This window comes from Rickettsia sp. 109562A South Dakota (assembly GCF_055791265.1).
Genome location: NZ_CM147703.1, coordinates 377,641 through 400,242, shown reverse-complemented (window position 1 = coordinate 400,242; position 22,602 = coordinate 377,641). Strand labels below are relative to the sequence as shown.

The window sequence follows — 22,602 nt, the reverse complement described above, 5'->3', positions numbered from 1 at the left end:
GTTTATATAATTATTAATATTTAGCTAATCAATTAGTACATGGTAAAAATGCTTTTTCAATAGGAAATAATTTTAGTTTTGGTAACATCGGCATAATTAAGTCTATTCCGGCTTTTTCGTTACTATTACCGTGTACTAATATAAAAAACCATCTTGAACTTTTTCGCCTTTAGCAAGCCAAGCATTACTACCGAACGGAATAAATCCAAGATCTTTTAGTTTTTCTATTAATGTTTGATCAGAAACTAATCCCGGAAAACGAAAGAAAGGCGATAGAGCAATATTATAACTTACCAATATTTTTCCTGCTTCTAATACTTCATTTTCAAAATCCTCTTTATTGGAAAGAAGGAAATTATCTTCAAGTGGTTTATCTTTAAAGTAAGGATGGCTAAATGAATGATTAACCCATGTTATTTGTAGATAACCGTTTTCTTGTTGCTTTATTAGCCACAAAAACTCTTCCGTGTGTCTGTTAATCCATAAGCCTGAAACACATATAGCAATCGGAATAGGCTTATTTAGTTTGATCGATAATTCTACAAGCGTGTTAAAAAACTCTTCTTCAAAATTTTTAGAAGAAGGACACATATCAATTGTAAGAAATTGTCCTTTTACTTTATGCATGCTACTCGTAGCACCGTAATTTTGTTGTATATAAGGTGCAGAGCTATATTTATTTAAAGCTTTAATATACGGAGTTTTAATTTTTTTAGAAGATTTTGTTTTTCTATTTTATTCGTAGGTTAAAATTACCCGTTCTTGTAGGACTAGCTCAGTTTTAAAAGAATTCGGATCTACTAAAACGAAATATGATTTTCATTACTTAAATAAGAACGAATAGCAATTTTCATTTTTTTATTTTCAGCAATTACAGGCAAAAATACCGGTTTATAATCAGTTATAATTGCTGCTTTTTCACTTACATAGCGTAAATTAAAAAACAATATTATAAAAATAAAACTTAAAATTCTTTTCATTTATTCGTATCCATAACGCTCGTATAAAATTCCTTGATTTTCTCTTTTACCACCACAGAATCGTTCATTAAATTAACGGCACCTCTAAACTCTGCTGAATTAGGCAGCCCGCTACTATACCAACCAATATGTTTACGAGCAATAGGTACGCCCACGGATTCGCCGTAATAATCAAGTATTGCCTCATAATGCTCTGTTACGATATCTAGCTGCTCTGCTATAGAGGGAGCAGGTTTTTCTTCACCTGTTTTAAGGTAATGATCAATCTGTGAAATAAGCCAAGGTTTGCCGTATGCCCCTCTACCGACCATAATACCGTCCGCACCGGATTTTTGCAGGGCTTCTTTTGCTTTGGTAAAATTAGTAATATCACCGTTAGCAATAACCGGAATCTTTACAACTTCTTTAACTGATCGTATAAAATCCCAATCGGCATTACCGGAGTAAAATTGACATCTCGTTCTGCCGTGAACGGTAACCATCTGAATACCTGAGCTTTCGGCAATTTTAGCTAAAGTCGGAGCATTTTTCGTTTGATCATCCCAGCCCATACGCATTTTAACCGTTACCGGAATTTTTACCGCTTTAACGGTTGCTTCAAAAATCTTAGCTGCAAGCTGCTCATCCCTCATTAGAGCCGAACCTGAATAACCTCCTACTACCTTTTTCGCTGGACAGCCAAAATTAAGATCGATAATTTTTGCACCCATATCCTCATTCATTTTAGCAGCTTCTGCTATTACATTCGGTTCACAGCCTGCTAGCTGCACGCAAGCACTTGTTGCGTCATCACGCATAATGGCACTTTTTTGTAGCGATTGTCTAGATTCCACAATCATTGCTCTACTTGCAACCATTTCAGAAACTACCAGCCCTGCACCGAATCTTTTTACTAATCTTCTAAATTCCAAATCCGTAACACCTGACATTGGAGCTAGTATAATATTTGAAGAAAGTACAATATCACCGATTTTGATCATAAAAACCGTTATAAAATAAATTCGTATAATATCATAATTAGGTATTTTTGTCTAATATTACTAATTAAGAATAGACAAAAGCCGATTAATCTATTATAAGCTTAAGTTATATTTCTTTCTGAGTAAAATGTCATTCCCGCTTCCGCGGGAATGACATCCAATTATTATGGCCACGTAGCTCAGTCGGTAGAGCAAAGGACTGAAAATCCTTGTGTCGTTGGTTCGATTCCAACCGTGGCCACCACCATTTTTGCTGAAGTTTTATATGGCAAGTAGTAATTTTTATAAAAATCTAGGACCACGAAAACTAACGGCAATTATAGATTTTTTACACGATATTATAGAGCCTCCTAAGATTCATAAAGATATAGCTATTCATGATATTAAAATTCTGCAAGAAGCATCCCCAAATGATATTAGCTTTTTAAGTAACACAAAATATTCCGAATTTTTAAAAACTACTAAAGCTGCTGCCTGTATCGTGCCAAAAAATTTTGCGGGAGAAGTAAATCCAAATACTCTTTTAATACATGCTGAGAACTCGTATTTTGCTTACGGCAAATTGATTGATTTTTTTTATGCTCCTATTAAATCATATCCTGCTAAAATAATGAAATCAGCTATTGTTGCAGATTCGGCAATTATAGGCAAAAACTGTTACATAGGTCACAATGTAGTTATTGAAGACGATGTTATTATAGGTGATAATAGTATTATAGAAGCCGGAAGTTTTATAGGTAGAGGCGTAAACTTAGGCAGAAACGCTAGAATAGAGCAACATGTTTCAATAAATTATGCAATTATAGGCGACGACGTTGTAATACTCGCAGGTGCAAAAATAGGACAAGATGGGTTTGGATTTTCTACTGAAAAAGGCGTACATCATAAAATATTTCATGCAAGGATAGTTAAAATCGGCAATAATGTCGAAATCGGTGCGAACACTACTATTGATAGAGGGTCACTTCAAGATACAATTATAGAAGATTTATGCCGTATAGATAATTTAGTACAAATAGGGCATGGCATAAAAATAGGTACAGGCTCTATTATCGTAGCACAAGCAGGTATAGCAGGTAGTAGCACGATTGGGAAATATTGTGCTCTTGGAGGACAAGTAGGAATCGCCGGGCATCTAAATATAGGCGACGGGGTACAGGTAGCGGCACAAGGCGGCGTAGCACAAAATATAGAGGCAGGTAAAATTGTCGGCGGCAGCCCTGCAGTTCCTATCATGGACTGGCATAGACAATCTATTATTATGAAACAATTACTAAAAAAGAGACCTAAATAAATGATGATTGATATTACGGAAATTATGGATTTGATACCTCATCGCTATCCATTTTTATTAGTAGATAGAGTACTTGAAATTGATCTTAACAAATCAATACTAGGTATTAAAAACGTTACCGTTAACGAACCGCAATTTACAGGGCATTTTCCGGTAAGACCTGTTATGCCTGGCGTTCTAATGGTTGAGGCTATGGCACAGCTTGCGGCTATATTAGTTGCTAAATCTTTAGGTTCTACTAAGAATAAAGAAGTATTTTTAATGGCAATAGAGAACTCAAAATTTCGTAGAATTGTTCAGCCCGGGGATACTATGCATATCCACGCTGTTATTGATCAGCAAAGAGCTAACGTATGGAAATTTTCAAGTACAGTTAAAATTGAAGGTGAAATAGCCGCAGAAAGTAAATTTACCGCAATGATTAAAGATAAAGCATAGGAACATAGTGTCAAATTCTAATATACATCCTACAGCTGTAATTGCCGAAGGTGCAAAGCTCGGTAAAAACGTAAAAATCGGTCCGTACTGTATTATAGGTGCTGAAGTAGTACTTCATGATAATGTAGAGCTAAAATCTCATGTGGTAATTGAAGGGATTACCGAAATCGGTGAAAACACGGTTATTTATCCTTTTGCATCAATTGGTCAACCGCCGCAAATCTTAAAATATTCTCATGAGAGATCAAGCACGATAATCGGCTCTAATAATACTATTAGAGAATATGTTACGGTGCAAGCAGGAAGCCAAGGCGGCGGAATGATAACAAGAATAGGAAATAATAATTTATTTATGGTCGGCGTTCATATCGGCCATGACTGTAAAATCGGCAATAATGTAGTATTTGCTAATTACGTAAGCCTAGCAGGTCATATTGAGGTAGGTGATTACGCAATAATCGGCGGGCTGTCTGCCGTACATCAATATGCTAGAATCGGTGAATATTCGATGATCGGCGGGCTATCACCGGTCGGAGCAGATGTAATACCGTTCGGACTTGTAAGTAGTAAACGTGCGGTGCTTGAGGGTTTAAACCTAATCGGTATGAATAGAAAAGGATTTGATAAAGCAGAGTCTTTAAGTGCTTTAAAGGCTATCGAAGAAATCTTTTCAAGCGAAGGTAATTTTGCTGAGCGTATTAAACAAGTTGCAGAGAAGTATAAAAATAATTCTATAGTAATGCAAATTATTGATTTTCTTAATCAAGATAGTAGTAGAGCATTTTGCCATTTTGAGAAGTGATTTATATGTTCTGTCATACCGCGACTTGATCGCGGAATCCAGTAAAAACTAGACAAATACTAATATTATAAGTTGTTTTTCTAGATACCGTGGTCAAGCCACGGCATGACTGCCTATCAAACTAATCTTCTCATTTTTTCTTGTAAAGAATTTTGGCATAAACGAGTTTTTAAACTCTCAAAATCAACTATTTCTGCTTTTTGATTTTGACAGCTACATGCAAAAATATATTTCTGCTCTCCTTTAACTTTTTGTATACATTGTCCACAAATTCCTTTCATCATACATTGCATCGATGAATTAACGCTAACTATTAGCTCCGTATTTTCACCGAATATTTCATTTTTTAGACTTTGCAATTCCTCTATTATTTCAGGAGAAGCATTAATTATTACTCTATCCACAGAAGTTAATTTACGGGTTTTTATATCAGGATAGGTAAAAAATATAACTTCATTATTATTTTCTTTTAAAACTTTCAATAAGCCTACATTACCGACTTCGGAATCAACAATAACTATTTTTTTATTTTGAGGTATTTCTAGCGGCATGCCTGTCGGTCCCATTAAAATCACTTTCTCATTTTCGGATAATGTTTTACATAAGCTAGTAGACTTACCTACTTCAAAAACTATAAAACTAATTAAACCTTTTTCTATATCAATATCTGTAGGGCTTAAGGCTACCGGTTCTATTAATTTAGCAGCATCTTCAGAATAATTTTGTAAGCGAAAGAACTGACCGAACTTAAAATTTTTAGCAGCAAGAGGTGAGTGAATCACCAACTCAAAAGTTTTATCATCTAAAATATTTATTTTATGGATTCTGCTGATCAATAAATAATCAAGCTGCGTTATAAAGTCTTTGTGACTATCTTTAAAACTAGGGTTATTATTTATAAGTCTTTTGTTAATATTTTCATATCCTTCCTTGCTACTTGCAAGTGCCTTAACCACACTACCTGAATATTCAGGGTTACAATCACCGAAATAACTATATTTATTCTCATCGAGTTCAAGGTTATTTTCTATACCGATTGCCATAATCACGGTTTTGGCTTTAAGTACTTCAGTGTCATCCCGCGACTTGATCGCGGGATCCATAATATTGTCCTGATACTTTCCCTGGATCCCGATCCAAGCTCGCGGGATGACACTGAACGTCACAGACTCTACATGACCGTATTTATCGGTGTTAATCCTTAAAGGCTGCATATTTTCTCTAAAATCAACACCAAGTGCCATAGCATATATTAGCTCTTCGTGATTTAACTTATATGCAGGTGATTCTTGCAATTTTCCACGATAATAGATGGTGCTACCGCCAAGCTTATTAAAAACCTTTCTTAATTCTTCATTATTCTTAGCTTCTTTAAATAATCTTGCATGAGCAATAAATTCTTCAGCTATTTCTTTATCTTCCTCCGTTAAATCTTTTTCTATATAATCTTTGCCGTATTTTTGAGCAGCAAGCTCATAATCTTTAAAAAATCTCTCTACTTGCATTTTATAGTAATATAGACTTTCCGTTGCCGCATCAATTGAAGTAAGACCACCGCCTATGATTGCAATCGGTATCCTAATTAGCATATTAGCATTAGAATTTTCTAAAAATGCTCCTCCGCTTTGCAGAGTCATTAAAAAATCAGAAGCCGTTTTTACGCCTTTAGCTTCAAAATTTTCTATATCTAAAACTTTCGGCTGACCTGCTCCAATGCAAAAAGCTATATGATCAAAGCCTAAACTAAAAGCTTGTTCTTTCGTTATATTGCTACCTAAAGTCACTCCGTCATAATATTTAAAGTTATCATTTCTCTCTAATATTAGCCGCAATATATCAAGGTTATTTTTATCCCAGCGAACAGTTATACCGTATTCTGCTACCCCTCCAAATCCCCTTGTCATTCTTTCCGATAACAAACTTTTATATTCATGCCAAAATTTGATAGGTTTATTAATATCAAAAGGCAGGAGAGAAATTTTTAAGCCGTCAATAGCCGTGACATTGTGACCTGACCGTAATAAATAATAGCTAAGGCTAAAACCTGCAGGACCAAGACCGGTAACTAAAATATTATAATTAGTAGATTCTTGCGGAAGCGGTGCATAAATATTAAGCGGATTCCAGCGGGTAAGGAGTAGATATATCTCTAGACCATAAGGTAATTTAAGCGTTTCTTCCAAAATATTTGATTCTATTAAAGGAATATTTACCGGATCTTGCTTTTGATAAATACAAGCTCTCACACAATCATTACAAATCCTATGACCCGTTGCTGCAACCATCGGATTATCAATAACAATAATAGCAAGAGCACTTAGGTTAAAACCTTGTGCCTTAACATAATTCATTTCGGAAATTTTTTGCTTTAAAGGACAACCGGTTGTCATCCCGCGATCGAGTCGCGGGATGACACTTATCCCCTTAGAACATGAATCCTTATCCTGCTTATGACAATAAATGCAATAATGAGAATCATTTAAAGCTTCCTCTAAATTTGAAAAGATATCGATATAATTAAAATCTATTCGTTGATTCCTTTGATATTTTAATATTTTTTTATCGTCTATTAGATTTTCTTTATCTAGTTTTTGTGGGAGATTGAATAATATACTATCGTTTCTTATGTTATCCCCGTGAAAACGGGGATCCAGACTTAATTTTTCTAGATTCCCGCTTACGCGGGAATGACAGCGATCGTAAAGAGAATGACATTGACCATAAACCCTATAAGCTGCATATTGTGCTGCTATGTCTAACTCTTCTACGAAACTCTCTTCCTCCTGTTGCCATATAATTATTTGTTTTGCAAATTCTCTAGAAGTAAAATTCGTACCTATAAAATCAGTTAGCTTTAAATATACCTCTTCAAAATCAATATTTTTTATTTTTTCCGGTGGATATTTTTTTACGGCAATACGCTGAACAAATTTTCTTTTACATTCATAAATAATATCAAAATCTTTATGTTTCAGCCTTGATATTATTACTTCTTTTGAAATACAAAATAACTCTGCTAAAAAATCATCTAAATAAGGGGAAATTTTTAACAAAAACTCAGAATAATCTTGTGGAATAATAGAGAAAGGAGTTGATCTAAATAATATTAAATCTTTATGCAGAGATCTATCGGCTTTAAAGAGATAATCTAAAAATATTTGATCTAATTTTTTAAGTCCGGTTAAATCTAATTCATTAAAATCTAGATTAAAACCAAGTTTCATAAATAATAAATAACTCTTTTAGAAAATTGTCTGTAAATAAAATAACTTATACAAACAGTGATAAATGCGACTATAACAGACTTAACTATTAACATCATATCCGGTAATGTTCCGTCAATCACCAATGCTTGTACAGGTCTTATAACTAAAAAGAACGGATTAAACTCAAAATATATCCTTTTAGATTCTGGAATTAGCGAATAGGGATAAACTATCGGTATACTCCAATAAATAACTCCAAGAATAACATTTAATATTTGCGGAATATCTCGAATATACGGCGTTAAAAATGCTACTGCGATAGAGCCGCTAATCACGCATATTATTAAGGGCAAAATTAATATCGGCATAAATATTATTTGCCAAGAAAATTTTTCCGGAAATAATAAAATAAAAGCAAAATACATTGCCGAAAATGAACAAATTAAAGTATATAATTGCCCTAAACTATCCGCAACAGGAAAAAAAGTCTTAGAAATTCTAACCTTTTTTATTATTTGATCACGTGTAACTAAAGAACTTGAACAAATCGTTAGGCTGCTTACTATAAAACTCCATAAAGGAATACCGCCGACTAAGTTCATTACCATAAATTCTCTTGGTTGTCTTAATAAAAAACCGAAAAAATATGAAATTACCATTATGTGAATAAAAGGCTGAATTAAACTCCATAAAGAACCTAAAAAAGAATCCTTATTTTGTCTAATTATAGAAGCTTTAACCAATAATGCTATTGCCCGCCAGTATTTTTTAGAAAAAAAATACTTTATCATTTATGAGTTTCTCCATTAGACTTCTTGCATAACGTAGCTAATAAGGAGGAATTTGCAGGAGACACAGAACACAGAACCGCAGCGTATTAGACATACGTGAGGATTCGAGTACCGGATCGACGCACAAATTACCCTTAGAAGCAAGTTATACAAGAAGTCTATTATAAATTTTAAACATTTCTGATGGGGTTCCATTACCTATAATATTACCGTCTTTTAATAAAATACATCTATCGCAATTATCTTTTATAATTTCTTCTTGATGACTTACTATTATTGAAATAGGAGTATTTTTAAATTTATTCTTCATTAAACTAAGAGATTTTTCTATAAAATAGCTATCGCCTGCCGCAAAAACCTCATCAAGTAACAAAATTTGCGGATTTTGAAATATTGACACGGAAAAAGCAAGGCGTGATAACATACCTGAGCTATAAATTTTTATCGGCAAATCAATTTTACTGCCGAGTTCTGAAAAATCTATAATCTCTTTTTCGATTTTTTTGCTATATTTATCCAGCATATTATTATATAGCATTAACATTTTTATATTTTCACGACCGGTTTGTTCTGGCTCAAAACCGACTCCCATATCTATAATTGCTGCAATATCTCCATAAACTTTTATTGTACCTGATTTTAACGGATATATTCCGGCGATTAGCTTTAGAAGTGAACTTTTTCCCGAACCGTTACTTCCTATAAAAGCTATTTTTTCTCCTTCATAACAAGAAAAATTAATATTATTTAATATGGGTATATTTGGAGAAAGAGAAACTCCTTTTTTCAAAAAAAAATGTTTTAAACCTTGAGCTCTTTTGTGAGTATCTATGCCTTCTACATAACCATTGGTTATCTCTATAAATACTTTTGAATGGCTAAGTGACATAAAATAAATATTAAATAGATTTATTAATCCAATCTAAAAGAGAGCTTTTTTGCTGCAAACCTATTTTAGTATCTTTCTGTTCACCGTTTTTAAATAACATTATTGTCGGAATACTACGAATACTGTATTCTGAAGGAGTGTTAGGATTTTCATCAATATTCATTTTAAGTACTTTTACTTTGCCTTGTAATTCTTTACTGATTTCATCTATTATCGGTGTTAACATTTTGCATGGTCCACACCATTCTGCCCAAAAATCGACTAGTACCGGTAAATCCGATTCTAATACTTCCTTTTCAAAAGAGCTATCCGTTACGTTATTTGCCATATTTGTCCTTTATATTTTTGTGGTATTGTCCATATGGCTTCTATGTCATTCCCGCAAAGGCGGGAATCCAGAAAAAATTTGAAAATATAGGACTATTGAAGTTTTTAAATTTATATAAAACTTTCTGTTTTCTTATTGTTAACTGGGTTCCCGCTTTCGCGGGAATGACATAGCGTTGTTTTCTGATCCATGTGGACAACATCTATATTTATAAATAAAATTATAAAGTACAGGCTTCTACTTGTAAATAATGAAAATCTTTTTATTTATTATATTTATTTTTTCTATTATAATACATCCGCATTATTAAAGCCGCCGTTTCCTCTATTGATCTAGTAGATACGTCAATTACCGGCCAATTTCTTTGCTCACAAATTTTTCTGACTTCCAAACACTCTTTTTGTACTATATTAAAATCCGTATAGCTTTTATTTTCATTAATTTGCAATAAATTTAACCTAGCTTCTCTTATCTCAATTAACCTATTTGGATTAATGACGAGCCCTACCACCAACTGATCTATATCTTTTTCTATAAAATCAGGAAAAGGACAATTATAAACATAAGGAATATTGGCAGCTTTTAGACCGTTATACGCTAAAAATACGGAAGTCGGAGTTTTGGAAGTCCTAGAAGGGCCTATTAATATTATATCGGCTTCCGGTAACTCATTAAGCATTTGTCCGTCATCATGTCTTATGGCATAATCTATAGCATTAAGCGTATCAAAATAAGTTTTATCGAATTTATAATTATAATTCTGTTCTTTTTCTATTTCAATACCTGAAAAAACAGACATTTCTTTAATAATTTTACCTATTACGGAAATACACGGGATTTTTAATTCATAACAAAATTTTGTCAATGTCTTTCTTAATTCTTGATAGGCAATCGTGTATAATACTATCCCATGTTTAGATTCTATTTTACTTAATACTTCATTTAGCAATTCCAAATTTCTAATCATTGGCCAATGATATAATTTTGGTTTTACGGAAGTAAATTGTGCAAGAGCAGAATTTGCTGCATATTTTGCAGTTTGCACGGAAGAGTCTGAAACCAAGTGAATAATTAGCTTTGTCATACTTTACACATGTAATTGTGGATAAATTTTTTAATAACTTGTTATTTTTCCTATTAAAATCTATTAAAAATTTCCTCAAATCCTTATTAAATCAAGTAAATCTAGTGTATTTTCTTTTAAATAAATAGTTTGTGGATAAAATTGTGAATAAATATCATTTTTCTTTGAAAAAATAGTCTTTTCTAAGCTATAAATGAATTTTACACTTAATTATCCACTTGTATAAATTCATTACAAACTTATGTGAATTATAATTAAAAATACTAATATTTTTGAGAAAATCTTAATGAAAATTTTGTTGATAACTCTGTTCAAAACATTTAATCTACATAATTCTGTTTACATAAACAAGAAATAATAAATATATTTATTAATTTAATATTTTTAGTAATAGTATGAAGCAACCTTTAAATCCATTAAAAGGAAATAGTGATAAAATACCTGTTTGGTTTATGCGTCAAGCAGGTAGATATTTACCGGAATATAAAAAAATAAGAGAAACAACAAAAAATTTTCTAGATTTTTGTTATGATGTTAACAAAGCAACGGAAGTAACATTACAACCGATAAGACGTTATCATTTTGATGCAGCTATTATCTTTTCCGATATATTAGTTTTACCTCATGCTCTCGGATGGGAAGTGGATTTTAAAGAAAACATAGGACCTATATTAAGACAATTTAGATCGCAAGAAGATTTTAAATATCTGCAAAGCGATCCGAATAATAAATTAGAAAAGGTTTATGAAATAATAAAAAAAGTCAAAAAAGAATTACCATCTACTACTTCTTTAATAGGATTTGCAGGAAGTCCTTGGACAGTGATGAGTTACATGCTAGAAGGGAAAGGAAAACAGGATTTTAAAACGAGCAAAAAATTTATCTATGAAAATAAAGCATTAGCTAAAGAATTATTGAATTTTATAATAGATAAAACAACTTATCATCTTATAAATCAAGTAGAATCAGGAGCAAATATTTTAAAGCTTTTTGATTCATGGTCAGGAGTACTTGCAGAAGAAGAATTTACAGAATTTGTAATAGAGCCGACAAAAAAGATTATACTAAAAGTAAAAGAAGTTTTTCCAAAAACTCCTATTATTGCTTTTCCTAAAGGAGCGGGATTGTTGTACGAAAAATTTATAAAAGAAGTACCGATAGATATTTTAGCCGTAGATCAAATGATCCCTCTTGAAAAAATGAAAGAGTGGAGTGATAAAGTAATAGTACAAGGTAATTTAGATCCGGTTGTATTACTTACTAATAAAGAGATTATTAAAGAAAAAGCGTACGAAATTCTTCAGGTAATGGAAGGAAAGAATTTTATCTTTAATTTAGGACATGGTATTTTGCCTGAAACACCTCCGGAAAATGTAGAATTTTTAACAGAATACGTTAGAAGTTTTAAAGAATGAAATAATATGAAGAAAAGAATAGCAATAGTACTTTTTAACTTAGGAGGTCCAAATAGCCTTGAATCCGTAAAACCTTTTTTATTTAATTTATTCTATGACAAAGCTATAATTAATCTACCAAATCCCTTGCGTTATATTATCGCCAAAATAATTTCTATTACTAGAGAGAAAAAATCTCAAAAAATTTATTCTTTAATCGGCGGTAAATCTTCCCTACTTCAGGAAACGCAAGAGCAGCGGTTAGTACTAACCGAAAAGCTAAAGCAACTTATAAAAGAAGATTTTGCTGTTTTTATAAATATGAGATATTCAGCACCATTTGCTAAAGAAACAATAAATCAAATAAAAAAATATAATCCAAGCGAAATAATATTATTGCCTCTATACCCTCAATTTTCAAGTACTACGACGGGATCGTCGGTTAAAAATTTTTTACAAAATCTTGATATTGATATTCCAATTAAAACAGTTTGCTGTTATCCTCTAGAAGAAGATTTTATAAAGGCTCATGTTTCCTTAATAAAAGAAAAACTATACGATAAAAATTTTCGTATATTATTTTCTGCTCACGGGCTACCCGAAAAAATAATAAAAGCAGGCGATCCTTATAGTTTTCAGATAAAAGAAACAGTAAAAGCAATAGTCAAAGAATTAAATATAAAAGATCTAGATTATAAGATAACTTATCAAAGCAGAGTAGGGCCTATAGAATGGTTAAAACCGAATACAGAAGACGAAATAGAGCTAGCGGGAAAGTTAAAAAAAGACATAATTATTGTACCTATATCCTTTGTATCCGAGCATGTTGAGACGCTTGTAGAGCTTGATATTGAATATAAATTAATCGCAGATAAATATGAAATTCAATATACTCGAATCCCGACGCTTGGGACAAATAAAATTTTTTTTAATAGTTTGACAAATATATTGCTACAATTTATTAATAAGGTTGATACTAATTTAGTTACGAGTAGCTCTAGTACAAGAATATGTCCAAACGAATTTACTAAATGCTTGTGTAAATTAAAGAATTAATAAGGGAAAAAATGGCAAGTTACTATCTATGGTTTAAGTCAATCCATCTGGTATCTGCTATATGTTGGATGGCAGGACTTCTTTATTTACCTAGAATATATGTTTACCATACCAAAGCTAAAATAGGTAGTGAGCTAGATAGTACTTTACAAGTAATGGAGCTAAAATTACTCAGATTCATTATGAATCCGGCAATGATTAGCACATTTATATTTGGTTTAATAAATGCTCATATTTACGGATTTGTTGCTCTTGACACTTGGTTTCACGTTAAAATGCTTGCAGTGTTAATTTTAGTGATTTTTCACGGTTTACTTGCAAGATGGAGAAAAGATTTTGCAAACGGTAAGAATGTCCATTCAGAAAAATTTTATCGTATAGTCAACGAGATTCCTGCTATTTGTATGGTTATTGCAGTACTAATGGTTATAGTGAAACCATTTGACTAGTATAATGTAACTTTTCGATGTTATACTGTGGCTTGACCGGTATTGTTGCGTGGAACGATTTTTTTGTTGTCATCCCGCGACTTGATCGCGGGATCCAGTTAAAAATAATAAAATTATTAGTATTGTAAGTTATATTTTTGGATACCGTGGTCAAGCCACGGTATGACACCTGAGCGTGTTTTTCAATTTGTGCAATCAAACTAAGTATTTAACACCATTTTACTTCGGGTGGTAGTGACATTAATATTGCTTCAACATTCCCATCGGTCATTAAACCGAATTTAGTACCGCAATCATATAGTAAATTAAATTCTACATATCTACCTCGCCTTATAAGCTGGTATTCTTTCTGCTCAGCAGTCCAAGGCAAAAATAGCTTATTTCTAACGATTTCAGGATATACCGATAGTAAAACCTTACCTACATCCTTAGTGAAAGCAAAATCCTGCTCAAAATTACCGCTATTTAAGTAATCATAAAATATTCCGCCTACTCCTCTTGGTTCCTTTCGGTGCTTTAGATAAAAATATTCGTCACATTGCTTTTTGAATTTAGGATAATAGCTAAAATCATATTTATCACATGCTTTTTTAAAAGCTGCATGAAATTTTGTGGTTTCGTTTTCTTCCGGATAATACGGCGTTAAATCTCCTCCTCCGCCAAACCAACTTTTAGAAGTTTCTATATAACGAGTATTAAAATGCATAGCAGGAATTAACGGTGATTTAAGATGTGCAACTACTGAAATACCGGTTGCAAAGAATTTCCCGTCTAGCTCTGCTCCTGGAATTTCTGTACGAAATTCGGGAGAGAATTCACCGAATACGGTAGAAATATTAACTCCTACTTTTTCAAATACTTCTCCTTTCATAAGAGACATAACACCGCCGCCTCCGCCGTTACGTTCCCAGTTTGAACGCACAAATTTAGCAGGTTCTATATCTTTTTCTTTTGCATATTCTTCTTCAATTTTTTCAAATTCCGCACATAATAAATCACGTAAATCAGTAAACCAATTACTAGTTATTTTTCTATTTTCCATATTCACATACCTACATAAATGAGGAGTCAATAGACGAAGTTTAATTTAGAAAAGAGCAAGGCATTTTGAAGCTTATAACCGCAGCGTAGTTTAATCTACGTGAGGATTATAAGCAAAAAATAACGTTGCCAATTTTTTAAATTAAACGAGTATACTATCCGATATTCGTTTAATTACATTTCTCATCATATACATAATCACTAAAAATGCGGCAGCAATAATCATGATATAAAAAGCCGGAGCATAAAATATTCCCGTATGCTCCACAAGCCAACTAGAAATAATCGGTGAAGTTCCGCCGAATATCGCTATTGCAAAATTGTAGCTGAAAGCAACACCGGTAAATCTTTGTTCTGCCGTAAATAAGGATATAACGAATATATAAGCCGTGCCTGCTATACTTCCTGCAAGCATACCAAGAATTGTAAGTGCTATAAATTGTTGCCACGTCTCTTCTGCCGACATAAGTAACATAGTAGGTAAAATTAATATCAAGATAGCAACTCCGACAAACATTGCCATTTTAAATTTTCCAATGATATCAGAAGTACAGCCGGCAAGCGGCATCGCTATCATTGCAATAAACGAGCTATAAGCCAAATATGATAAAGCAATAGTATTACTAAGATGCATAACATTATGATAGAAAACATTTATGTAAGTTTTCACTAAATACATAACGCTGCTAGCAATAGCACCTATACACATAGTTAAAAACATAGATCTCCAAGCAGTTTTAATTACGTTGGAAAAAGGTGCTTTAAGAACTTGTTTCTTTTTCTCAAGCATTTTAAAAATCGGTGTTTCCGATACACGCAATCGCAAGTAAAATCCGGCAAGACCCATAAAGCCGCCAAGCAAGAAAGCAAAACGCCAAGCAAAATCTATATGAGAAAAATAACGCTCGATTATAATACCGATAAATGTTGCAACTAAAGTACCTGCAATATTTGAACTGTGAACCAAACCAGCCGTAAAGCCGGGTCTTAAATTTTGACGATGTTCTAGAATAAAAATAGCCGCTCCCGTTCCTTCACCGCTAATACATAAACCTTGAATAAGCCGCATTATAACTAGCGTTATAGGGGCATAAATCCCAATACTTGCGTATGAGGGTATGAGACCCATAATAAAGGTTGGAATAGTCATACCTAGCATCGAGATTATTAAAGCGATACGTCTGCCGTATCTATCACCGATATAACCAAATAATATACCCCCTATCGGTCTTGTCAGAAAACCGACCGCAAATACTCCAAGGCTTAGAAGAGTTCGGATAAATTCTGACTCACCCGGGAAAAAAACTTGTCCAATAATCAGCGAAAAAACTGAATATACCGTAAAATCATAATATTCGAGTACATTACCTGAAATAGCAGATAAAAAAATAAACTTAGATCTATTCATCGAGCTTTAAATAACTTAATTACTAATTAGTTATTATAGACAAGTTACATCATTTATAAAGTGTAAAGTGTTAATATACTCGATGAACTTCAAAAATTGGCTACGTCGTCCTATAAGTTCTGCGGTACTCACGTATTAAGTATACGCTCCGCTCCTCGTCTTATGGACTCCTTGCTCTTTTTGAAGTTGATCTTCGTATACCTCCTACTCTGCATTTACTTGTAGTATATTGGCGATCTTTAAACTAATTGGGATAAGAAAGTCTTTGCCGGCACAATTATAGGGTAATTATAACTGAAGCAGTCAATTTCTTTATATTCCATATTAAGTGCTACTTGGAATACAAAAGGGCAATTTAAAAGTTCTTGAAAATATTTCAATTTTGGATTTAATTCTTGATTTGAAGAAGTTTTTGCTTCAACTAGCATCCATGGTTTTTTATCTTTTGTTACTAAAAAATCTACTTCTTTCTTTTGTTTATCTCTAACAAAATATAATTCATATTCGCCAAACCCTAAATCACTCCAAAAATGACAGAACTTTAATAAATGATTTGCAATAAAATTTTCATATTTTGCTCCTATATCCTCTATAAGCGACCAATCCCATAAATATATTTTCGGCTCTTTTATTAAACTTCTTGGAATATTATTTGACCATGGATAAATACGATAACTATAAAAAAATGACTCAAGCCATCTTGTAATGGTTGGAATTGATACTTTAATTTTATTTGCAAGAGAGCTATAAGATGCTAGCCCTCCTATAGAGGAAGTCAAAAAACTTCCTAAAACTTCCATTTGAGATAACTCTTGGATTTGTGTTAACTCTCTAATGTCTTCCTTAAAAAGTTGAGTACTTTTAGTTTTCTTCCATCTGTGCCAAAATGTGAAAGATCCTTTAAGATAAGGGTCAGGAAAACCACCAAACTTAAATAAAGATTCAAATTGTTCTTCAGATATTTTTTTTGGCAAATTTATTTCTTTGGTTAGATTACTAAAGTTTTCTATTACTTCAGCAATTGATAAAGGGTGCATACGATATGGAAAATATCTACTCATCATACTATCACCGCTTTTTTTATAAACTCCTAGTTTTGAGCTACCTTGTAACTATAATGTGAGTTCGTTCTCCGTAAACATCGTAAAACCCTTTTAAAAAAGTTTGCCAGTTTGAGAATTTATGTAACTCATCAAAAATAATAATGGAATTATTTTGATCCGGAATATGTAAACCAATCAAATCTGCTATCGCTGTTGTTCCTTTTAGAATTAGCAAACGAGCCTTTTCTTCATCCCAATTTAAATAGTAGTTTTTTCTATTACTTTTTTAGCTAAAGTAGTTTTACCAACTTGACGGGCTCCTTCTATGAAAATCATTTGCTTGTTTTCGTGCAAGTGATTTTTTATTACTACTTCATAAATCCTTTTCATATATTTATTATGACTATTATAATGTGCATATTAATTTGGTCATAACTATTATAATATACACGTTATAATGGTCAAGTACTTATAATCTAGTTATCTGTCTAGTAGGAACTACCGGAATTCCTACTTTTGTAAGTTTAGCACCTTTTGGCTTTTTAATTCCCGCAAACTTCTTTTCTTCTTGTTGTTTTCGTAGTTTTTCTCCTATTTTTGCAGCTTCTCTGCTACCTTTAAGAGCACTTCTTGCGGGCTTTGTGTTAAGATTCGTAATATCTTCATCTTTATCAAAATATTTTATGTCTGTAGCACCGCTTAAATGATAAACTCCGCTACCTTTTTGTATAAACTGATTTTGCTTTTGTAAAGCTTTACCTTCTAAATCTAAGAACTTACCATTTTTTTCAATAGCAAATACTTTTCCATCTTTTTGAAGAATAGTTTCATTATAATCAATTTTAATATTTTCATTTCTTACTAAATTTCCTTCATTATTAATATAATCAGTTTCATTATCGTTAAGGTCATAAGCTTTAGCCCCTTTATATTTTTTTAATTCTTGTACAAAGTCATTTATTGACTCTTTGTAAAATCACCTAAACTATGAAATCCGATAATGTCTTTTTTTTTGGTGACTACATCTTCTCTATATATTTCAGTTATAGTAATTTTTTTGTATTTTTAATAACACCAAGATAGGCTAAAAATTTTTTAAATTTGCCAAGGTTACGCTTTACTTCAACTTCTTTAGGTCTTTCAAAATTTTGTTTTTTTACTTCCTCTATTTCTCCTATAATTAATTGTCCATCTATATTATTACCGTTTTCATCTTTAAAATGAATTAATTTGGCATTTTTTACTCTATTTAATTCAATTTCTTCAGTTTGAAAATTTACATGTTTTTTTCCTGACATAAATTCCTCCTTGGATAAATTTTGGTTTATTTCAAGTGTAAAGGAGTAAATCAAATTTTTGCAAGAAGTTTTTATTGTTAGTTATTTCTCAATAACTAACAAATATTAAGAATTAAAAACTACTGTGCCGTCCAGCCGCCATCTATCAAGAGTCCGCTACCTGTTATTGATGATGCTTTTTCGTCACATAAGAATATTACTAAGTTTGCTATTTCATCAGCTTCAACAAATTTTTTTGTGGCTTGAGATTTTAGGACTACATCTTTTAATGCTGATTCTTCACTGATATGTCTAGCTTTAGCAGTATCTGCTATTTGATTCTTGACTAGGGGAGTATTAACGTAACCCGGGCAAATAGCATTAACTGTAATATTATGCTCAGCCACTTCTAAAGCAACGGTTTTGGTAAGTCCAAGGATACCGTGCTTTGCTGCTACATATGCCGACTTAAAGGGTGATGCAACATATGCATGAGCGGAAGCGATGTTAACGATTCGCCCAAAGCCGTTTTTTTTCATAATCGGTATTGCGTATTTTGTAGTATAAAAAGAGGCTATTAAATCTATATGTAATTTGCCTCCCATTTATCTTTAGGAAATTCATCGATAGGGGCAACATGTTGAATACCTGCATTATTTACTAATATATCTATTTTGCCGAATTCTTTTATTATTCTCTCGAACATAGAACGAATTTCATTGGGCTTTTCCAAATTTATTCCTTGATAAAATACGCTACTTGCACCAAGTTCTTTCAATTCTGCTGAAATTTTGGCTACTTCATCTTCTTTTGCAAAACCGTTAATAACTATTTTAGACTCAAGTTTTGCAAAATGTTTTGCTATCTCAAGACCGATACCGCTAGTAGAACCGGTAATAACTGCTACTTTGTCTTTCATTTATACCTCCTGTTGTGTTATGCCATGGTCAAGCTGGTCTTGTTGTATGGTGTTCGATGTCATTCCTGCGAAAGCAGGAATCCAGTAAAACATAGAAAAAACTTGTTTTTTCTATGTTTATTTTATCAAATATGTACTTATATCAATGTTACTTTTCTAGATTCCCGCTTTCGCGGGAATGACATTATGCCGATCTTTGATCCGCACAATAACTAGTCAAGTATTATTTGTCTTTTATTTAAAAGTAACTTATATTAGATTTCACTTAAAGAAATAATGTATAAATCTATGGAAATTGTTAATAGCGTTGATGCATCTGTATCTTGTTGCGGCAAAGAACCTCCATATGACCACCCAAAAGTTTATTTAGAGATAGATAAAGAAAAAAAGGAAGTTATCTGCCCATATTGTAGTAAGAAATTTAAATTAGTAACAAAATGACTATCAAGTTTCTTTCAGAAAGTACTATTAACCGAATTGCTGCCGGTGAGGTTATAGAAAGACCTGCATCAGTAGTAAAGGAATTAGTGGAAAATGCTGTTGATGCCGGTAGTACCAAAATAGATATTATTTTAGAACGTGCAGGTAAAAACCTAATCATTATTTCTGATGACGGTATCGGTATGACTGATAAGGAATTAGAAATTGCCGTTGAACGTCATACAACTTCTAAGCTTGATGAAAGCGATTTTCTAAACATTCATACTTTCGGTTTTCGTGGTGAAGCATTATCTTCGATTGCCGCTATTAGCAAAATGCTAATTACTTCTAAAAAACGAGGAACTGACAAAGCATTTCAAATTAAATTAATTGGCGGCAATGAAAAACAAGTTACTATTTCTGTCCATAATGAAGGTACTAAAATAGAGATACGAGATTTATTTTTCGCAACACCCGCACGTTTAAAATTTCTTAAAGCTGACAAAACTGAACTTGCAGCAACTGTGGATATAGTTAAGAAAATCGCTCTAGCACATCCTGAAATTTCTTTTAGTTTAACACATGACGGCAAGAATTTATTAAAACTAAAGGGACAAAATAAAGATGCAGAAACTAACCTAAAACAGCGTATAATCGATGTAATAGGTGATGATTTTATAAAAAATGCCGCTTATATAGATTTCAAAACACCGGATTTCTCTATTTGCGGCTATACTAGTATCCCGACATATAATAGAGCTTCAAGTGAAGATCAGTTTTTATTTATCAATAATAGACCGGTAAAGGATAAATTACTAAAAGTAGCTTTAAGGGTAGCATATCAAGACTATTTGGCCCGTGATCGTTATCCGCTATGTGCTATATTCTTACAAATTGATCCACAACTTGTTGATGTTAATGTACATCCGGCAAAAGCAGAGGTAAGGTTTCATGACCCAAATTATGTACGAAACTTATTAATAGAAGCGATTAAAAATGCTTTAACAAATAAAAGCCATGTTACTTCTACTACTATCGCCTCTGATACTCTTGAGTTATTTAAAAACCCTCTGATCAATAAACAACCGACTATAAATAAAGAGGTAAATGTTAATAGTAAATCGGCGGATTATAGGTCTTATAGTTCAGCTAGTACGCCTAAAATACCGCAAAATCATATTTGTCAAAAACTAATCGATACATTGCCACATGCTAAAATAGAGCAGGAAGTAGAAAATCGTATAGAACACGAGCAGCAAATCCGTAAACAATATAAACTTGGAGCAGCTAAAGCTCAGCTTCATACGACTTATATTATTTCGCAAACCGAAGATAGTATAGTAATTACCGATCAACATGCAGCACATGAGCGTCTTGGATATGAAAAAATAAAGAACTATATTAAGACGGAAGAACTCATAAAGCAGCGTTTACTTATTCCTGAAATAGTAGAGCTGCCAAATGAAAAAAGAGCAGATTGCTTGTATGAGCATAGGGAAAAATTATCTAAACTTGGTTTAACTTTAGAAAAATTCGGTGAAAAGTCTATTATAGTAACCGAAATTCCAAATATCCTTGGAGATGTAAATGTACAAAAGTTAATCCAAGATCTCGCCGATCATTTATCGGACTTTGGCGAAAATATAGCTTTGACGGAGTTAATCGAGCATGTAACCGAGACTTATGCCTGTCATTACTCTATTAGAGCAGGGCGAAAATTATCGGCGGATGAAATGAATGCTTTACTGCGTCAAATGGAAAATACGCCGTTTTCAGGACAATGTAATCACGGCAGACCTACTTATATTGAATTAAAACTTAAAGATATAGAACGTTTATTCGGTCGCTAGTTAAATTATTTCATTTTACTTGACTATTTTTCAATTTCGTTTTATTCTGCTCTTCTTAGAATAATAAATAATATCTTGATTTAAGGTGTCAGCTAATGGCAAAGAAAAATAAAAATGTTTTGGTAAGGCTAGTAAGTACTGCTGGCACAGGTGTTTTTTGGGTAAAAAAACGTAATCCGAAGACCCAAACCGAGAAGCTTTCTTTTCGTAAGTATGATAAAGTAGTTAGAAAACATGTTCTTTTTAAAGAAGAAAAAATAAAATAATTGTAAGTAATATATGGCAGTAAAAATTCGTTTAGCTAGAGGCGGTGCTAAAAAGCGTCCTTTTTACCGTGTAGTAGTAGCTAACGCAACAGCACCTCGTGACGGTGACTTTTTAGAAAAAGTTGGAACTTATAATCCAATGCTTGCTTCAGATAATAGTGAGCGTGTGGTTTTAAAAAAAGATCGTATAGAATATTGGCTTAGTACGGGTGCTAAACCAACCGAGCGAGTCGCAAAATTTATTGAGCAAGCGGGCGTTATTCTTCCTGAGAAAGTCAAAAAAGAAATGGCAGTTAAAGCAAAAAATCGCAAACCTAGACCAAGTAAAAAGGAAGCTAAAGAAGCTTAGTTTGTTTCTGTATTGTCATTCCTGCGAAAGCAGAAATCCAGTAACCTGTCATCCCGCGACTTGATCGTGGGATCCAGTAAAGCAACTTAGAAAATACGTTGTTTTAGCATTTTTAAGTGGATCCCACGATCAAGTCGCGGGGGGATGACAATGGAAAAAATTGATCGATGCAACAACAGCTCTTACAATCAGGGAACTATATACTTATTTCTAAATAGTTCCCTTTTCTCTATAATCATATTAATATGCCGGATTAGCTCAGTGGTAGAGCAACCGCCTTGTAAGCGGTAGGTCATCAGTTCAAATCCGATATCCGGCACCATCAAAAAATATCTCTA

At 32.7% G+C, this 22,602-nt stretch carries 22 protein-coding genes, 2 tRNA genes and 3 pseudogenes; 13 read left to right on the top strand and 14 right to left on the bottom strand.

The features are described from left to right. Positions 1–28 precede the first annotated feature (28 nt). A pseudogene (locus ACIAS7_RS02270) lies at positions 29–980 on the bottom strand (polysaccharide deacetylase family protein). Continuing rightward, the gene (gene dusB, locus ACIAS7_RS02265) at positions 977–1,960 is read right to left on the bottom strand and encodes a tRNA dihydrouridine synthase DusB (RefSeq protein WP_473199167.1); all 984 of its coding nucleotides are present in this window, start codon (positions 1,958–1,960) and stop codon (positions 977–979) included. Before dusB ends, ACIAS7_RS02270 begins: the two are co-directional and overlap by 4 nt. Before the next feature lie 168 nt (positions 1,961–2,128). Between dusB and ACIAS7_RS02260 the strand changes: the two genes are divergently transcribed. The 4 genes from ACIAS7_RS02260 to lpxA all read left to right on the top strand — a co-directional run bounded on the left by ACIAS7_RS02260 (position 2,129) and on the right by lpxA (position 4,494). Next, positions 2,129–2,204, top strand: a tRNA-Phe gene (locus ACIAS7_RS02260). Between the two features lie 21 nt (positions 2,205–2,225). Then, positions 2,226–3,254: a UDP-3-O-(3-hydroxymyristoyl)glucosamine N-acyltransferase gene (gene lpxD / locus ACIAS7_RS02255; protein ID WP_473199166.1), complete on the top strand. Its 1,029-nt coding sequence runs from the start codon at positions 2,226–2,228 to the stop codon at positions 3,252–3,254. Then, positions 3,255–3,692 carry a 3-hydroxyacyl-ACP dehydratase FabZ gene (gene fabZ, locus ACIAS7_RS02250; RefSeq protein WP_473199165.1) on the top strand — a complete coding sequence of 146 codons (438 nt, stop codon included), beginning with the start codon at positions 3,255–3,257 and terminating at the stop codon, positions 3,690–3,692. 7 nt (positions 3,693–3,699) lie between these two features. Next, positions 3,700–4,494, top strand: coding sequence for an acyl-ACP--UDP-N-acetylglucosamine O-acyltransferase (lpxA, locus tag ACIAS7_RS02245; RefSeq protein ID WP_473199164.1), 795 nt, complete (start codon positions 3,700–3,702; stop codon positions 4,492–4,494). 116 nt (positions 4,495–4,610) lie between these two features. Here the strand turns inward: lpxA and ACIAS7_RS02240 are convergent, their stop codons facing one another. Further along, positions 4,611–7,718, bottom strand: coding sequence for a 2-polyprenylphenol hydroxylase (locus ACIAS7_RS02240; RefSeq protein ID WP_473199163.1), 3,108 nt, complete (start codon positions 7,716–7,718; stop codon positions 4,611–4,613). Next, positions 7,715–8,491, bottom strand: coding sequence for an ABC transporter permease (locus ACIAS7_RS02235; protein WP_473199162.1), 777 nt, complete (start codon positions 8,489–8,491; stop codon positions 7,715–7,717). Before ACIAS7_RS02235 ends, ACIAS7_RS02240 begins: the two co-directional genes overlap by 4 nt. A gap of 24 nt (positions 8,492–8,515) precedes the next feature. On the opposite strand from ACIAS7_RS02235, the pseudogene ACIAS7_RS02230 reads away from it, so the two are divergent. After that, positions 8,516–8,655: pseudogene (locus ACIAS7_RS02230) on the top strand (palindromic element RPE1 domain-containing protein); the annotation flags it as partial. Here ACIAS7_RS02230 and ACIAS7_RS02225 read toward each other — a convergent pair. The 3 genes from ACIAS7_RS02225 to ACIAS7_RS02215 form a co-directional block, all read right to left on the bottom strand. Beyond that, positions 8,637–9,380, bottom strand: a complete 744-nt coding sequence (locus tag ACIAS7_RS02225; RefSeq protein WP_473199161.1) for an ABC transporter ATP-binding protein — start codon at positions 9,378–9,380, stop codon at positions 8,637–8,639. The pseudogene ACIAS7_RS02230 and the gene ACIAS7_RS02225 overlap by 19 nt on opposite strands. Before the next feature lie 10 nt (positions 9,381–9,390). Beyond that, complete coding sequence (gene trxA / locus ACIAS7_RS02220) at positions 9,391–9,708, bottom strand: thioredoxin (protein WP_473199160.1); 318 nt, start codon at positions 9,706–9,708, stop codon at positions 9,391–9,393. A 262-nt stretch (positions 9,709–9,970) separates the two neighbouring features. Continuing rightward, positions 9,971–10,792: a pyruvate, water dikinase regulatory protein gene (locus ACIAS7_RS02215; RefSeq protein ID WP_473199159.1), complete on the bottom strand. Its 822-nt coding sequence runs from the start codon at positions 10,790–10,792 to the stop codon at positions 9,971–9,973. Between the two features lie 395 nt (positions 10,793–11,187). On the opposite strand from ACIAS7_RS02215, the gene hemE reads away from it, so the two are divergent. The 3 genes from hemE to hemJ are packed head-to-tail and all read left to right on the top strand — an operon-like array spanning position 11,188 to position 13,691. After that, positions 11,188–12,207, top strand: coding sequence for a uroporphyrinogen decarboxylase (gene hemE / locus ACIAS7_RS02210; RefSeq protein WP_473199158.1), 1,020 nt, complete (start codon positions 11,188–11,190; stop codon positions 12,205–12,207). Positions 12,208–12,213: 6 nt separating this feature from the next. Next, positions 12,214–13,242: a ferrochelatase gene (hemH, locus tag ACIAS7_RS02205; protein ID WP_473199157.1), complete on the top strand. Its 1,029-nt coding sequence runs from the start codon at positions 12,214–12,216 to the stop codon at positions 13,240–13,242. Between the two features lie 11 nt (positions 13,243–13,253). Beyond that, the gene (gene hemJ / locus ACIAS7_RS02200; RefSeq protein ID WP_473199156.1) at positions 13,254–13,691 is read left to right on the top strand and encodes a protoporphyrinogen oxidase HemJ; all 438 of its coding nucleotides are present in this window, start codon (positions 13,254–13,256) and stop codon (positions 13,689–13,691) included. A 208-nt stretch (positions 13,692–13,899) separates the two neighbouring features. Here the strand turns inward: hemJ and hemF are convergent, their stop codons facing one another. The 7 genes and pseudogenes from hemF to ACIAS7_RS02165 form a co-directional block, all read right to left on the bottom strand. Continuing rightward, on the bottom strand, positions 13,900–14,739 hold the full coding sequence (hemF, locus tag ACIAS7_RS02195; RefSeq protein WP_473199389.1) for an oxygen-dependent coproporphyrinogen oxidase: 840 nt from the start codon (positions 14,737–14,739) through the stop codon (positions 13,900–13,902). 135 nt (positions 14,740–14,874) lie between these two features. Further along, the gene (locus ACIAS7_RS02190) at positions 14,875–16,140 is read right to left on the bottom strand and encodes an MFS transporter (protein WP_473199155.1); all 1,266 of its coding nucleotides are present in this window, start codon (positions 16,138–16,140) and stop codon (positions 14,875–14,877) included. 239 nt (positions 16,141–16,379) lie between these two features. After that, the gene (locus ACIAS7_RS02185; protein WP_473199154.1) at positions 16,380–17,177 is read right to left on the bottom strand and encodes an ATP-binding protein; all 798 of its coding nucleotides are present in this window, start codon (positions 17,175–17,177) and stop codon (positions 16,380–16,382) included. A 64-nt stretch (positions 17,178–17,241) separates the two neighbouring features. Beyond that, positions 17,242–17,519, bottom strand: a pseudogene (locus ACIAS7_RS02180) (ATP-binding protein). A 707-nt stretch (positions 17,520–18,226) separates the two neighbouring features. After that, the gene (locus tag ACIAS7_RS02175; RefSeq protein WP_473199153.1) at positions 18,227–18,481 is read right to left on the bottom strand and encodes a hypothetical protein; all 255 of its coding nucleotides are present in this window, start codon (positions 18,479–18,481) and stop codon (positions 18,227–18,229) included. 119 nt (positions 18,482–18,600) lie between these two features. Further along, positions 18,601–18,999: an SDR family oxidoreductase gene (locus ACIAS7_RS02170; RefSeq protein WP_473199388.1), complete on the bottom strand. Its 399-nt coding sequence runs from the start codon at positions 18,997–18,999 to the stop codon at positions 18,601–18,603. Positions 19,000–19,043: 44 nt separating this feature from the next. Further along, positions 19,044–19,379: an SDR family NAD(P)-dependent oxidoreductase gene (locus ACIAS7_RS02165; RefSeq protein ID WP_473199152.1), complete on the bottom strand. Its 336-nt coding sequence runs from the start codon at positions 19,377–19,379 to the stop codon at positions 19,044–19,046. A 276-nt stretch (positions 19,380–19,655) separates the two neighbouring features. Here ACIAS7_RS02165 and ACIAS7_RS02160 point away from each other — a divergent pair, with 276 nt between their 5' ends. From ACIAS7_RS02160 to ACIAS7_RS02140, 5 genes are all read left to right on the top strand, one after another. Next, positions 19,656–19,820, top strand: coding sequence for a zinc-finger domain-containing protein (locus tag ACIAS7_RS02160; RefSeq protein ID WP_473199151.1), 165 nt, complete (start codon positions 19,656–19,658; stop codon positions 19,818–19,820). Then, entirely contained in the window at positions 19,817–21,649 is a 1,833-nt protein-coding gene (gene mutL, locus ACIAS7_RS02155) for a DNA mismatch repair endonuclease MutL (RefSeq protein ID WP_473199150.1), read from the top strand. Before ACIAS7_RS02160 ends, mutL begins: the two co-directional genes overlap by 4 nt. A 95-nt stretch (positions 21,650–21,744) precedes the next feature. After that, a complete protein-coding gene (rpmG, locus tag ACIAS7_RS02150; RefSeq protein ID WP_004997072.1) occupies positions 21,745–21,915 on the top strand; it encodes a 50S ribosomal protein L33 in 171 nt (56 codons plus the stop codon). A 13-nt stretch (positions 21,916–21,928) separates the two neighbouring features. Continuing rightward, positions 21,929–22,264 (top strand): 30S ribosomal protein S16, encoded by a 336-nt coding sequence (gene rpsP, locus ACIAS7_RS02145; RefSeq protein ID WP_012149230.1) that lies wholly within the window; start codon positions 21,929–21,931, stop codon positions 22,262–22,264. 247 nt (positions 22,265–22,511) lie between these two features. Next, a tRNA-Thr gene (locus ACIAS7_RS02140) sits at positions 22,512–22,586 on the top strand. Positions 22,587–22,602 lie beyond the last annotated feature (16 nt).

Bases quoted from the DNA above. Each gene is read 5' to 3' on its own strand.
- ACIAS7_RS02190 (WP_473199155.1), bottom strand. From the start codon at position 16,140: ATGAATAGATCTAAGTTTATTTTTTTATCTGCTATTTCAGGTAATGTA.
- lpxD (WP_473199166.1), top strand. From the start codon at position 2,226: ATGGCAAGTAGTAATTTTTATAAAAATCTAGGACCACGAAAACTAACG.
- ACIAS7_RS02185 (WP_473199154.1), bottom strand. From the start codon at position 17,177: ATGCACCCTTTATCAATTGCTGAAGTAATAGAAAACTTTAGTAATCTA.
- hemH (WP_473199157.1), top strand. From the start codon at position 12,214: ATGAAGAAAAGAATAGCAATAGTACTTTTTAACTTAGGAGGTCCAAAT.
- mutL (WP_473199150.1), top strand. From the start codon at position 19,817: ATGACTATCAAGTTTCTTTCAGAAAGTACTATTAACCGAATTGCTGCC.
- hemE (WP_473199158.1), top strand. From the start codon at position 11,188: ATGAAGCAACCTTTAAATCCATTAAAAGGAAATAGTGATAAAATACCT.
- ACIAS7_RS02235 (WP_473199162.1), bottom strand. From the start codon at position 8,491: ATGATAAAGTATTTTTTTTCTAAAAAATACTGGCGGGCAATAGCATTA.
- fabZ (WP_473199165.1), top strand. From the start codon at position 3,255: ATGATGATTGATATTACGGAAATTATGGATTTGATACCTCATCGCTAT.
- rpsP (WP_012149230.1), top strand. From the start codon at position 21,929: ATGGCAGTAAAAATTCGTTTAGCTAGAGGCGGTGCTAAAAAGCGTCCT.
- ACIAS7_RS02175 (WP_473199153.1), bottom strand. From the start codon at position 18,481: ATGTCAGGAAAAAAACATGTAAATTTTCAAACTGAAGAAATTGAATTA.
- ACIAS7_RS02225 (WP_473199161.1), bottom strand. From the start codon at position 9,380: ATGTCACTTAGCCATTCAAAAGTATTTATAGAGATAACCAATGGTTAT.
- ACIAS7_RS02240 (WP_473199163.1), bottom strand. From the start codon at position 7,718: ATGAAACTTGGTTTTAATCTAGATTTTAATGAATTAGATTTAACCGGA.
- dusB (WP_473199167.1), bottom strand. From the start codon at position 1,960: ATGATCAAAATCGGTGATATTGTACTTTCTTCAAATATTATACTAGCT.
- rpmG (WP_004997072.1), top strand. From the start codon at position 21,745: ATGGCAAAGAAAAATAAAAATGTTTTGGTAAGGCTAGTAAGTACTGCT.
- ACIAS7_RS02165 (WP_473199152.1), bottom strand. From the start codon at position 19,379: ATGAAAGACAAAGTAGCAGTTATTACCGGTTCTACTAGCGGTATCGGT.
- ACIAS7_RS02170 (WP_473199388.1), bottom strand. From the start codon at position 18,999: ATGAAAAAAAACGGCTTTGGGCGAATCGTTAACATCGCTTCCGCTCAT.
- ACIAS7_RS02215 (WP_473199159.1), bottom strand. From the start codon at position 10,792: ATGACAAAGCTAATTATTCACTTGGTTTCAGACTCTTCCGTGCAAACT.
- ACIAS7_RS02160 (WP_473199151.1), top strand. From the start codon at position 19,656: ATGTATAAATCTATGGAAATTGTTAATAGCGTTGATGCATCTGTATCT.
- trxA (WP_473199160.1), bottom strand. From the start codon at position 9,708: ATGGCAAATAACGTAACGGATAGCTCTTTTGAAAAGGAAGTATTAGAA.
- hemJ (WP_473199156.1), top strand. From the start codon at position 13,254: ATGGCAAGTTACTATCTATGGTTTAAGTCAATCCATCTGGTATCTGCT.